At 69.1% G+C, this 12,688-nt stretch carries 9 protein-coding genes; 7 read left to right on the top strand and 2 right to left on the bottom strand.

From position 1 onward, the window contains the following. Positions 1 to 52: 52 nt before the first annotated feature. Both TFU_RS12940 and TFU_RS12935 read right to left on the bottom strand, forming a co-directional pair. Positions 53 to 2,179 carry a hypothetical protein gene (locus TFU_RS12940; protein WP_011293024.1) on the bottom strand — a complete coding sequence of 709 codons (2,127 nt, stop codon included), beginning with the start codon at positions 2,177 to 2,179 and terminating at the stop codon, positions 53 to 55. Between the two features lie 309 nt (positions 2,180 to 2,488). Then, positions 2,489 to 3,760 carry a class I SAM-dependent methyltransferase gene (locus tag TFU_RS12935; RefSeq protein ID WP_011293023.1) on the bottom strand — a complete coding sequence of 424 codons (1,272 nt, stop codon included), beginning with the start codon at positions 3,758 to 3,760 and terminating at the stop codon, positions 2,489 to 2,491. A gap of 193 nt (positions 3,761 to 3,953) precedes the next feature. Here TFU_RS12935 and groES point away from each other — a divergent pair, with 193 nt between their 5' ends. From groES to TFU_RS12900, 7 genes are all read left to right on the top strand, one after another. Then, positions 3,954 to 4,265, top strand: coding sequence for a co-chaperone GroES (gene groES / locus TFU_RS12930; protein ID WP_011293022.1), 312 nt, complete (start codon positions 3,954 to 3,956; stop codon positions 4,263 to 4,265). Positions 4,266 to 4,407: 142 nt separating this feature from the next. Beyond that, positions 4,408 to 6,021, top strand: coding sequence for a chaperonin GroEL (gene groL, locus TFU_RS12925; protein ID WP_011293021.1), 1,614 nt, complete (start codon positions 4,408 to 4,410; stop codon positions 6,019 to 6,021). Positions 6,022 to 6,185: 164 nt separating this feature from the next. Beyond that, positions 6,186 to 6,806, top strand: coding sequence for a sigma-70 family RNA polymerase sigma factor (locus TFU_RS12920; RefSeq protein WP_049755075.1), 621 nt, complete (start codon positions 6,186 to 6,188; stop codon positions 6,804 to 6,806). A 111-nt stretch (positions 6,807 to 6,917) separates the two neighbouring features. Further along, on the top strand, positions 6,918 to 8,420 hold the full coding sequence (gene guaB, locus TFU_RS12915) for an IMP dehydrogenase (RefSeq protein WP_011293019.1): 1,503 nt from the start codon (positions 6,918 to 6,920) through the stop codon (positions 8,418 to 8,420). Positions 8,421 to 8,576: 156 nt separating this feature from the next. Next, complete coding sequence (locus TFU_RS12910) at positions 8,577 to 9,689, top strand: GuaB3 family IMP dehydrogenase-related protein (RefSeq protein WP_011293018.1); 1,113 nt, start codon at positions 8,577 to 8,579, stop codon at positions 9,687 to 9,689. Positions 9,690 to 9,898: 209 nt separating this feature from the next. Then, positions 9,899 to 10,771: a lytic transglycosylase domain-containing protein gene (locus TFU_RS12905; RefSeq protein ID WP_016189222.1), complete on the top strand. Its 873-nt coding sequence runs from the start codon at positions 9,899 to 9,901 to the stop codon at positions 10,769 to 10,771. Between the two features lie 192 nt (positions 10,772 to 10,963). Next, positions 10,964 to 12,685: a glycerol-3-phosphate dehydrogenase/oxidase gene (locus TFU_RS12900; protein ID WP_041428150.1), complete on the top strand. Its 1,722-nt coding sequence runs from the start codon at positions 10,964 to 10,966 to the stop codon at positions 12,683 to 12,685. The last annotated feature ends 3 nt before the right edge of the window (positions 12,686 to 12,688 follow it).

Below are 12,688 nucleotides of genomic sequence, written 5' to 3'. Positions count from 1 at the left end.
ACAGCGGCAGGGGCCGGCCCGCACGCGGACCGGCCCCGGGAGAGGACGAGACTTACTCGTCGTCCAGGTCGTCGAAGTCGCTGCTGTTGCGCCGCTTCTTGCCGCCGTCGCGGCCGGGGCGGAGCAGGGCTTCGGCGAGCGCGAGCATCGTCTCTTCGAGAGCCGCCAGGCGCTTGGTGACGTCGTCGTGCGACGTCTCCACCACCTCGCTGAGGGTCTCTTCGAACTCGTGCCGGTCCGGCCGGGCCCGCAGCTCGTTCAGCAGCGGGTTGAGGTTCTCGTCGAGCTTGCGGTCCAGCGAGTCGAGCCGGTCGCTGTGGTCGATGACCGGGCGTTCCACCAGCTCGGACAGGCGACGGTGCACCTCGCTGACTTCGAGCGAAGCCGGAAGCTGAGCGAGACGCTGGTTGACGGCCTCCAGCCGGTCGTCGATCGCCTCCAGCCGCCCGTCAACCCCTTCGAAGTGGCCGTGGACCCCTTCGAACTTGCCTTCCACACCGGTGACCCGGCCGTCGAGGCCGTCCAGCCGCCCGTTGATCCCGTCGATCTTGCCGTCGATGCCTTCGAAACTGCCGTCGAAGCGGCCTTCGAACGTGTCGAAGCGGCTGCCTAGGTTCTCCAGGCTGTTCTCGAACTTGCCGGCCAGCGACTCGTGCTGGCTGTCCAACCGGGTCGTGATCGTGGACAGGTGCGTGTCGACCCGCTCCGCCAGCTCCCGCTCGTGCTGGTCGAGCCGTTCCGTGACAGCGTTGTGGTGTTCCGCGAACCGTTCGCTGAGCGCGGCGCCCCGCTCCTGGGCCGCGGCGTCGAGCGTGCGGAGCTCTTCAGCCACCGCGGCACGCAGCTCCTCGACCCGGGCAGTGAGCTGCTCGAGGAGTTCGGCAGAGTCCGACTTGGCGTCGGAACGGGCCTCGGCGAGCGCCGACGCCAGTTCAGCGGCCGCGGTCGCCGCAGCGGAGCGCCCTTCGTCGAAGGCGGCGCGCAGACTGTCCGCGGTTTCCGCGAGCCGGGCCAGCAGCGCTTCGCGGAGCTCTTCGTCGCGTTCCCGCAGTTCCGCGTGCTGGGACGCGGACTGTTCGGACAGTTCCACCCGGTTGCGGCGCAACTGCTCCCGCATTTCGCCGAGCCGCTCTTCGGTGGTGCTGCTCAGCGCCGCCACCGCGCTGTTGACGTCGGCGATCGCAGCAGTGGCCTCGGCGTGGTTCTCGTCCGCCTGCGTGGTCAGGAACTCCATGCTCTGCGAGAAGGTGCCGCTGAGCGCGTCGCGGTGCTCGTCGAGCCGTGTGGTGAGCGCGTCGCGCTGCTCGGTCAGGGCGGTGGTGAGCGCGGCTGCCTGCTCCGCCGTCTCCTGACGTAGCGCGTCGGCGGTTTCGGTGATGCGCTGGCCGAGTTCGGTGCGGGCCTCCTGCAACGCGTCGCGGTGCTCGTCGAGCCGTGTGGTGAGCGCGTCGCGCTGCTCGGTCAGGGCGGTGGTGAGCGCGGCTGTCTGCTCCGCCGTCTCCTGGCGCAGGGCGTCGGCGGTTTCGGTGATGCGCTGGCCGAGTTCGGTGCGGGCCTCCTGCAGCGCGTCGCGCTGCTCGGCCAGTGCGGCGAGGAGACGCTGCTCCACGCGCTCCCCGACCGTCTCCACCGCGTTCTCCAAGGTCGCGGCACGCGTGCTCAGCGATTCGATGGCCTCGTCGATCCGCGACAGGCGCAGGTCGATCGCGCTGGCCAGCCCGTCCAACCGCTCGGTGAGCGCGGCTGTCTGCTCTGCGGTGCGGGACGCGGTCTCGGCGAGTTCCGCCAGGCGGCCCAGCACACTCTCCAGGCCACTGACGAGCCCGGTGACGTCCGAGCGCAGCGGGGCCATCTCCGCGAGCGGCTCAACCCGGGCACCCACCTGCTCGATGTGTTCCGCGAGCGTCTCCGCCCACTCCGGAGGACGGGTGGACAGCGACTCGACCCCGGCCTGGACCGTGGTGACGCCGTCGGTCAGAGTGGCCAGCTCGCGTTCCCGGACCTCACGCAGCAGCCACTCCATGCCCTCCAGCCGTTGGCGCATCTCCTCGGTGATCGCATCCTGTGTTTTCTGCTCCGAGAGATGCTCTTGGGCGGCCCGGGAGAGCAGCTCCCGCATGCGATCAGAGATCCCGGTCTGACCTCCCCCGCTGAGGAAGTTGTGGTTGGTCTGTTCCACCGAGGTGCTCCTTTAGATGTGGCACTTCCCCGCCCGTCAGTGGCTCAGGGCGGGGAGTCCTCGCGAGGTCCGACGGTGCCGTGGACATCCACGTCGTGACAGATCAGAGTCTTGTCCCTACTCAGAGTCGTGATGGGTTGCTAGAAGAAACCCACCAAAAGGGGGTAAAAGTAGCCGCCGGACTAATCGCGAGTTGAGGGGAGAAACATTCAGCGCGGCCAGTCTAACGACAGACCAGCCGTTGTCTCATGAGACGGCGAAAGAACCATACATACCGTTATGTACAGCGATACCGCGGCAGAAGAGCGCTCACGGTGACCCACCGTCCTCACCTGCGGCAACCTCGGCGCACAACAGGCAGTACGGCCGGGAGCCGAACCGGGTCAGCACCACCACGGCCGTCTCCGACCCGCGCAGCTTCAAGTCGCGGCGCAGCCGTTCCACGTCGACCGCGGAGCCGCGCTTCTTGATGGTCACCGTGCCCACGTTCCGCTCTCGCAGCGCGGCCCGCAGCCGCTTCAAGGAGAAGGGCATCACCTCGCGCACCTCGTAGACCTGGCATAACGGGGTGCGGACCAGGGAGTCGGAGGTGAGGTAGGCGATCGCGGGGTCGAGCAGCGACCCGTTGACCGCTGCCGCGGCCTCGGCCACCAGGTGGGACCGGACCACCGCGTTGTCCGGCTCGTACAGGTAGCGCAGCGGCCGGGAGAGGGGAGGCGTGCCCAGGCGGTGGTCGACCACCGTGATGATCTCCACTTCGCCGGAGCCGGGCTTGGTACGCACCAGGGTGGCCTGCCGGGAAGGGGCCCCCTCGGCGAGTGCCCCGAACCACAGCGTGGTCTCTTTGACCTCCCGGTCCACGGAGATCCACTCGGCGGCGGTGCCGTCGGGGATCGACTCGTGCGGCAGTCCCGGCGCGGCTTTGACACATCCGGCTGGGGCGGCCTGGGCCAGGGCCACGACCGTGTCCCAGGCGGGGGAGTAGGCGCGCGGGTCGAAGACCCGGCCGCGGTGGCTGCGCCGCGCGGGGTCACAGAACACAGCCGCGTACTCCGCAGAGCGGACCTGGGTGGCGTCGCCGAGCCGCACCTGGGCGCGCCCGGCCAGGCCCGCGGCCGCGATGTTCGCTTCGGCGACGGCGACCGTGAGCGGGTCCTGGTCGACGCCTTCCACGGACAGTCCGGCCCGGGCTAGCGCGAGCAGGTCTGCGCCGATGCCGCAGCACAGGTCCGCGACGGGGGCGGTGGCGCTGGCGACGCGGTCGGCGATGCGGCGGGCCCGGTAGGCCGCCACCGGGGCCCGGGTGGCCTGTTCCAGGCCTGCAGGGGTGAAGAACATCTGGTCGGCGAGCGGGCCGAACTTCGCTTTGGCGCGACTGCGCAACCGGACTTGGGTGAGGAGCGCGTGGACGAGTGCCGCGGCCTCTTCCTCAGGGAGCTCGGCGAGGGCTGGGTGGCGGCGCAGCCGGTCCACTGCCCGCAGCGGGTCGGCTGCCGACTCGCCCGGGGCCACTTCACCAAGCAGGCGTTCCCCCACCGGACTGCGTAAAGCGAGAAAGCCTGCCAGCTCCCTGTTTGTCACGTTCGTGTTCCCCTGTGACCTGTTGTTTGACGACCCCGATGGGCGCCACTACTGTTTCGTATTGGCACTCTCAAGGGTAGAGTGCTAATCGCGACGAGGTTGGTCTGGCACCCGCGACGGCAGGCCGCCGTGGTCGTCCCTTTTGTCTGCATGCCATTCATCGTTCAGAAATTCTGAAGGGGGAGGTCACACCGTGTCGACCGCCACCAAGATTGTGCTGAAGCCGCTCGAGGACCGCGTCGTCGTCCAGCCTCTGGAGGCCGAGCAGACCACCGCGTCCGGCCTGGTCATCCCGGACACCGCCAAGGAGAAGCCCCAGGAAGGCAAGGTCCTCGCTGTGGGCCCGGGCCGTTGGGACGACGAGGGCAGCAAGCGCATCCCGCTGGATGTCAAGGAGGGCGACATCGTCCTCTACAGCAAGTACGGCGGCACCGAGGTCAAGTACGACGGTGAGGAGTACCTGGTGCTCTCCGCTCGCGACCTGCTCGCGGTCGTTGAGAAGTAAGCCACGGAACATCCTTCCGAGCAAGGTGTGACTGCGCGCGGGCGGGACCACCCGCCCGCGCGCTTTCCGTGTGGCCGCGCTGTGCCTGAGCCGGCGCGGCCGGTGCACCGCAGTCGATCTCAGCACTATCCGAGGAAGTCCAATGCCCAAAATCCTGGAGTTCGACGAGTCTGCGCGGCGCGCTCTGGAACGCGGTGTGAACCGCCTCGCTGACGCCGTCAAGGTGACGCTCGGCCCGAAGGGCCGCAACGTCGTCATCGACAAGAAGTGGGGTGCCCCGACCATCACCAACGACGGTGTCACCGTCGCCCGCGAGGTGGAGCTGGAGGACCCCTACGAGAACCTGGGCGCCCAGCTCGTCAAGGAAGTCGCCACCAAGACCAACGACGCGGCCGGTGACGGTACGACCACCGCGACGGTGCTCGCCCAGGCGCTCGTCAACGAAGGGCTGCGCAGTGTTGCCGCGGGTGCCTCGCCCATCCTGCTGAAGCGGGGCATCGACGCCGCCGCCCAGGCGGTCTCCGAGACTCTGCTGTCGCGGGCCCGCGAGATCGACGAGCGCGGCGACATCGCCTACGTGGCCACCAACTCCGCGCAGGACAAGCAGATCGGTGAGCTGATCGCCGAGGCCTTCGACAAGGTCGGCAAGGACGGGGTCATCACCGTCGAAGAGTCGCAGACCTTCGGTATGGACCTGGAGTTCACGGAGGGTCTGCAGTTCGACAAGGGCTACATTTCGCCCTACTTCGTCACCGACCCGGACCGCCAGGAGGCGGTGCTCGAGGACGCGCTGATCCTGATCCACCAGGGCAAGATCAGCAACCTCGCCGAGCTGCTGCCGCTGCTGGAGAAGATCGTCCAGACCAAGAAGCCGCTGCTCATCATCGCCGAGGACGTGGAGGGCGACGCGCTGGGCGCGCTCGTGCTCAACAAGATGCGCGGCACGCTGTCCGTGGCCGCGGTCAAGGCCCCCGGCTTCGGTGAGCGCCGCAAGGCCATGCTCCAGGACATTGCGATCCTCACCGGCGGCCAGGTCATCGCTGAAGAGGTCGGCCTGACCCTGGAGAACGCTGAGCTCGACGTGCTCGGCAAGGCCCGCCGCATCACCGTCACCAAGGACACCACCACCATCGTGGACGGTGCCGGAGACCAGTCCGAGGTCAACGACCGCATCAACCAGATCCGCAAGGAGATCGAGGCCACCGACTCTGACTGGGACCGCGAGAAGCTCCAGGAGCGGCTGGCCAAGCTCGCGGGCGGTGTCTGCGTGCTGCGGGTGGGCGCCGCGACCGAGGTCGAGCTCAAGGAGCGCAAGCACCGTCTCGAGGACGCCATCTCCGCGACCCGCGCGGCCGTGGAGGAAGGCATCATCGCCGGCGGCGGCTCCGCCCTGGTGCACGCCGCGAAGACCCTGGAAGGCGACCTGGGCCGGACCGGTGACGAGGCCACCGGTGTGGCGATCGTGCGCCGTGCGCTGGTGGCGCCGGCCCGCTGGATCGCCAACAACGCGGGCGCCGAAGGCAACGTGGTCGTCTCCCGGATCGCGGAACTGGAGCCCGGCCACGGATACAACGCGGCGACCGGGGAGTACGGCGACCTGGTGGCGCAGGGCATCATCGACCCGGTGAAGGTCACCCGGTCTGCGGTGCAGAACGCCGCGTCCATCGCCGGCATGCTGCTGACCACCGAGGCGCTGGTCGTGGAGAAGCCCGAGGAGGAAGAGAACGCCGAGGGCGGCCACGGCCACAGCCACTGATCCGAGGCCTCTCCCGTCACGGGAAGCAGCGGGCCTTTACCACGCGTGTCCCGGGTCTACCCCCGGGACACGCGTGGTGTCCCGCGAGAATAGTCCCAAATGTAACCATTCTGTTGTCTCGAATCGTGGCGAGTGAGTCTCCGCCAGTGGGCATCATTCGATATGTGAGGGATCTACGCGTCGCGGAAGGCACGCCACCATCTCACCGGCAGGCCACCCGCCCGCGGGCAGACGACGCAGAGCTCAACCACCTCACCTCGCTGGCGGCCCAAGGGGACGACGGCGCGGTGGACTCGCTGATCCGCGAAGTCCATCCCATGGTGGTGCGCTACTGCCGTGCCCGGCTGTCCCGCGTCCCCGGTTCCACCCACGACTTCGACGACGTGGCCCAAGAGGTGTGCCTCGCCCTGCTGTCCGCGCTGCCGCGCTACCGGGACATGGGGCGCCCTTTCGCTTCTTTTGTTTTCGGCATCGCCGCCCACAAGGTCGCTGATGCCCTGCGCGGCCGCACCCGCGCCGACGTTCCCACCGACTCGGTGCCCGACCACCCCGACGAATCACCCGGACCGGAAGAGTCCGCGGTCCGCATCGTCGAAGCAGAACAGGCCCGAGAACTCCTCAGCACACTCCCCGAACAGCAGCGCCGCCTCCTGTCCCTGCGCGTGATCGCGGGCCTGTCCGCGGACGAGACCGGGCACGCCCTCGGCATGTCTCCCGGCGCGGTCCGGGTCGCCCAGCACCGCGCACTGGCCCGGCTGCGCCGTGCCGCGCACCGACTGCGCTGAGTTTTCTCCCTGCGGTTTGTGAGAGTCCTGACGCCGTCCACCGGCCACAGCGAGTGGTTCATGAGCCCTAGGATGAGGCAAGGGAAGCTGCCGCTTGGGTTGGAAGGTGTCATGTCGCTCAAACCAACAGGAGACCAGGAGGAGTTCCAGAAAGTGCTCCCTCCCGGGCTCACCTATGACGATGTCCTGCTGGTACCCGCGTACTCGGATCTCCAGCCTGGCGAGGCGAACACGACCACCCGTCTCACCCGCAATATCACCCTGAGCATCCCGCTGGTCTCCGCGGCAATGGACACCGTGACCGAGGCGCGGATGGCCGTGGCGATCGCTCGGCAAGGCGGGGCCGGAGTCCTGCACCGCAACCTCTCGATCGAGGACCAGGCCGCCCAGGTCGACCTGGTCAAACGCTCCGAAGCGGGGATGATCACCCACCCGGTGACCTGCCACCCCGACGACACGCTCGCCGACGTGGAACGGCTCAGCGCCCACTACCGGATCTCCGGTGCCCCCGTGGTCGACGACGACGGGCGCCTCGTCGGGATCGTCACCAACCGGGACATGCGTTTCGAAGAGGACCGCTCCCGTCCGGTCCGCGAAGTCATGACCCCCATGCCGCTGGTCACCGCCCCGGTCGGCGTGTCCCGCGAGGAAGCGTTCAGACTGCTGCGCGCCAACAAGGTCGAAAAGCTTCCGCTCGTGGACGACGAGGGTCGGCTGCGCGGCCTCATCACCGTCAAAGACTTCACGAAGAGCGAGCAGTACCCGAACGCCACCAAGGACGCTGAGGGCCGACTCGTCGTGGGTGCCGCGGTCGGTGTCGGACCCGAGGCGGAGGAGCGCGCCAAAGCGCTCGTGGACGCCGGGGTCGACTTCCTCGTCGTGGACACCGCGCACGGCCACTCCGCCGGGGTGCTGGAAATGGTCGCCAAGCTCAAAGCCAACACCCGGGTGGATGTCGTCGGCGGGAACATCGCGACCCGCGCGGCCGCCCAGGCGCTCATCGACGCCGGCGCGGACGCGGTCAAGGTGGGGGTGGGCCCAGGCTCCATCTGCACCACCCGGGTGATCGCGGGCGTGGGCGCCCCCCAGATCACCGCCATCCTGGAAGCCGCGAAAGCCGCCGGCCCCGCCGACGTGCCGCTGATCGCCGACGGCGGACTCCAGTACTCGGGGGACATCGCCAAGGCCGTGGCCGCCGGCGCCAGCACGGTGATGATCGGAAGCCTGCTGGCCGGGGTGGAGGAGAGCCCTGGCGAGCTCCTCTTCATCAACGGCAAGCAGTACAAGTCCTACCGCGGCATGGGTTCGCTCGGCGCCATGCGGGGCCGCTCCTACTCCAAGGACCGCTACTCCCAGGCCGGGGTGGTCACGGACGACCAGCTCATCCCCGAAGGCATCGAGGGCCGCGTCCCCTACCGGGGCCCGCTGTCCGCGGTGGCGCACCAGCTCATCGGCGGGCTGCGCCAGTCCATGTGGTATGCGGGGGTGCGCACCCTGGACGAACTGCGTGAGCGCGGCCAGTTGATGCAGATCACCTCTGCCGGGCTGAAAGAAAGCCACCCGCACGACGTCCAGATGGTGGTCGAGGCCCCCAACTACCAGGCGCGCAACTGATCCGCCTTCCACCCCGCGCCGCCCGGGCGGGCGCATACCGCGGCGGTAGACTCGCGCCGGTGGTCACCTCCGGTCGATTCCGTCGGCACTCGGCGGTCCTGACCGAAGACCCTGCCGAGCGAGACGGCTTCACAGACTACAGAGGAGAGCACAGCGTTGGCTCAGGTTGAGATCGGGCTGGGCAAGGCCGGACGGCGGGCGTACGAGCTCGACGAGATCGGGATTGTGCCCGCGCGGCGCACCCGCGACCCCGAAGAGGTCTCCCTCTCGTGGCAGATCGACGCCTACCGGTTCGACACGCCGCTGATGGTGAGCCCAATGGACAGCGTGGTCTCACCGAAGACCGCGATAGCCATCGGCGAGCTGGGCGGCCTGGCGGTGCTTGACCTAGAAGGGCTGTGGACCCGCTACGAGGACCCCGAGCCGCTGCTTGCGGAGATCCGGGAACTCGACGACGCCACAGCCACCCGGAGACTGCAGGAGATCTACGCCGAACCGATCAAAGAAGAACTGATCGGCCGCCGGATCGAAGAGATCCGCCGCGCCGGGGTAGTCACCGCGGCCCGCCTCTCCCCCCAGCGCACGGCCCAGTACCACAAGGCCGTGATCGAGGCCGGGGTGGACATTTTCGTCATCCGCGGCACCACGGTCTCCGCCGAACACGTCTCCGGCCGCACGGAGCCCCTCAACCTCAAGCAGTTCATCTACGACCTCGACGTTCCCGTCGTGGTCGGGGGATGCGCCACCTACACCGCCGCCCTGCACCTCATGCGCACCGGTGCTGCGGGGGTGCTCGTCGGTTTCGGCGGCGGGTCGGGGCACACCACCCGCAGCGTGCTGGGGGTGGCCGTGCCCATGGCGACCGCGATCGGCGACGTCGCCGCGGCCCGGCGGGACTACCTCGACGAGTCCGGGGGCCGCTACGTCCACGTCATCGCGGACGGCGGGATGACCCGCAGCGGCGACATCGCTAAAGCGTTGGCCTGCGGCGCCGACGCGGTCATGGTCGGCTCCCCGCTGGCCCGCGCCGTCGAAGCCCCCGGCGGCGGCTACCACTGGGGCAGCGAAGCACACCACCACCAGTTGCCGCGGGGCCAGCGGCTCAAGGTCGGCACGATCGGCACCTTGGAGGAGATCGTGCGCGGCCCGGCTTCCACCAGCGACGGCTCCATGAACCTCATGGGCGCGCTCCGCCGCACCATGGCTACCGCCGGGTACACCGATGTGAAGGAATTCCAGCGGGTCGAGGTCGTCGTGGCGCCGAACTAACCGCGCAGTTCACCTCGTAACGACAACCGCACCCCCTCTGCTGCGACGCCCCCGAGCTGAGTCCCGGGGGCGTCATTTGATTCCGAACCCCCCTTAACAGACGGAACGCGACGAACTAGGGTGACTGTCCTGTTACGTCTGCTGTCCGTCAGGGGAAGGCCGACGCTTCTTCCCCGGGCTCGTGCATGTGTCTGGCAGAGAGTGGGGTTGTGGTGGCCGAGACGCTCTCCAAAGTCCGAACCGACACACCCCCCGCCTCCCCGGCGCCCAAACCCGGAATGTCGGGCGGGTGGCGTGCCTTGGGCGTGGCGGGAGCCGCGATCGCCGCGGTGGTGGGGGTAACCGGCGGCATTCTCGGCATCGTGGCGTTCACCGCTGAATCCTCCGCACCGCAGCTGCTGCCCCCCGGCCCCCACGAACTCGGGGGACGCGTGGAGACGCTCACCGAGACCAACGCCAGCACCGCGGAGGCGGAAGGAGTCCCGGGCTCCCGCCCGCTGCCGTCCGACCAGCACGCGGCCCTCCCCGAAATCGACCCCGCATGGCTCGACCGGGTCTCGGCTGCCACCGGAATCCCGCGCCGCGCCCTGCAGGCGTACGCGGCTGCACAACTGCAGCTCCTCGCGGAGCAGCCGGAGTGCCAAGTGTCCTGGCCGACTCTGGCGGCGATCGGCGAAGTGGAATCCCGCCACGGCACCTACGCGGGCGGGGAGCTCGCCCCCGACGGGACCACCACTGTCCCGGTCATCGGCATTCCCCTCGACGGGAGCCGCGGCACCGCCGCGATCCCTGATACCGACGGCGGACAGCTCGACGGCGACCCGGTGTGGGACCGGGCTGTCGGCCCCATGCAGTTCATCCCCAGCACGTGGGAGATCTGGGGCGCTTCCGCGGACAACAGCACACCCAACCCCCACGACATCGACGACGCCGCGCTGAGCGCCGCCCGCTACCTGTGCGCGGACGGCCGGGTGCTGACCACCAGCCAGGACTGGTGGGAAGCGATCTTGTCGTACAACCGGTCCGAAGAGTACGGGCGGAAGGTTCTCTCCATCGCCGCCGACTATGTCAACGCGCTTTAACTGACCGTCTCCACAGTGGGTACAGATTGTGGTGAACCGTCAGATATAGCCTGAAGCCAGCAGAACAGAACGTCGTTCACCACATCGCTCGCTCCCATGCCGCACCGCACGCGGCTTCCCGCGAGAGGAGGGAAGCGGCGTCCTCTGCCTCCGCCCGGCGCCCGGAAAGGAGGAGGGGACCCCGCGCACCAGATGACGGCAGCACGGTTGGGACCACAGGAACGGGACGCCGCCCTCAGGGCCATGGCCGACACCGAACTCGACGTGCTGGTGGTCGGAGGAGGGATCGTCGGAGCGGGTGTCGCTCTGGACGCGGTGGCGCGCGGCCTCTCCGTCGGGCTCGTGGAGGCCCGCGACTTCGCTTCAGGAACCTCCAGCAGGTCCAGCAAGCTCATCCACGGGGGCCTGCGCTACCTGGAGCACTTGGACTTCCCTCTCGTCCGCGAGGCGCTCACCGAACGCGGCCTGCTCCTCAGCCGGATCGCCCCGCACCTGGTGCGCCCGGTGCCGTTCCTGTTCCCGCTCCGCTCCCACTGGGAACGCCCCTACATCGGGGCGGGGGTGGCCCTCTACGACGCGCTGGCCCTGTCCGGCACCCGCACCCGCGGCCTGCCCGGCCACCGCCACCTCAGCCGCCGTGCCGCCCTGCGGATCTTCCCCGCGCTGCGCCGCGACGCCCTCGTCGGCGCCGTGCAGTACTGGGACGCACAGGTGGACGACTCCCGCTACGTGGTGATGGTGCTCCGCACCGCCGCCACCTACGGCGCGCACATCGCCTCGCGTACCCAGGCCGTCGGGTTCCTGCGGGAAGGGGAGCATGTCACCGGGGCCCGCGTCGTCGACCTGGAAACCGGCCGAGAGTTCGCGGTCCGCGCGAAACAGGTGGTCAACGCGGCCGGGGTGTGGACCGACGAGATCCAGGAGATGGTGGGCGGGCGCGGCCAGATCCACGTGCGCGCCTCCAAAGGCGTTCACCTGGTGGTGCCTCGGGACCGGATCCACGCATCCTCCGGGCTGATCCTGCGCACCGAGAAGAGCGTGCTGTTCGTCATCCCGTGGGGACGGCACTGGATCCTCGGCACCACCGACACCGCATGGGACCTGGACAAGGCGCACCCCGCGGCCAGCCGAACCGACATCGACTACGTGCTCAACCGCGTCAACGCAGTCCTGAAAACCCCGTTGACCAGAGACGACGTGGAGGGGGTGTATGCGGGGCTGCGGCCGCTGCTCGCGGGGGAGTCCGAGGAGACCTCCCGGTTGTCCCGGGAGCACACCGTGGCGCACCCGGTGCCCGGCCTAGTCCTCATCGCGGGCGGAAAGTACACCACCTACCGGGTCATGGCCAAGGACGCGGTGGACGCGGTCGCCCACGGGATGGGCGGGGGAGTGCCCCCGTCGGTGACCGACCGGCTTCCCCTGGTGGGCGCCGACGGCTATTTCGCGCTGTGGAACCAGCGTCGCATCCTCGCCCGCCGCACCGGCCTGCACGTGTCCCGGATCCAGCACCTTCTGCGCCGCTACGGTTCCCTCATCCACGAAGTGCTGGGACTGATCGCCGAACAGCCGGATTTGAAGCAGCCGTTGACCGGCGCCGACGACTACCTGCGTGCCGAAGTGGTCTACGCGGTCCGCTACGAAGGGGCCCGCCACCTCGACGACGTGCTCAGCCGCCGCACCCACATCGCCATTGAGACGTGGGACCGCGGCCTTGCCGCGGCTGAGGAGGCGGCACAGCTCATGGCCGGCCCGCTCGGCTGGGACGATGCCCAAATCGCCCGAGAAGTGGAGTACTACCGTGCCCGGATCGAAGCGGAACGGGCCGCCCAGGAGCAAGACAGCGACCAGGAAGCCGACGCGGTCCAGCACGGTGCCCCGGATATCGTGCCGCAAGCCACCACCGTACGGGTCTGACCA

It is taken from the genome of Thermobifida fusca YX (genome assembly GCF_000012405.1).
Lineage (GTDB): Bacteria > Actinomycetota > Actinomycetes > Streptosporangiales > Streptosporangiaceae > Thermobifida > Thermobifida fusca.
This window is presented reverse-complemented; position numbering and strand designations above follow the sequence as displayed.

Coding starts and splice junctions, on each gene's coding strand:
- TFU_RS12900 (WP_041428150.1), top strand. CDS start 10,964: ATGACGGCAGCACGGTTGGGACCACAGGAACGGGACGCCGCCCTCAGG.
- groL (WP_011293021.1), top strand. CDS start 4,408: ATGCCCAAAATCCTGGAGTTCGACGAGTCTGCGCGGCGCGCTCTGGAA.
- guaB (WP_011293019.1), top strand. CDS start 6,918: ATGTCGCTCAAACCAACAGGAGACCAGGAGGAGTTCCAGAAAGTGCTC.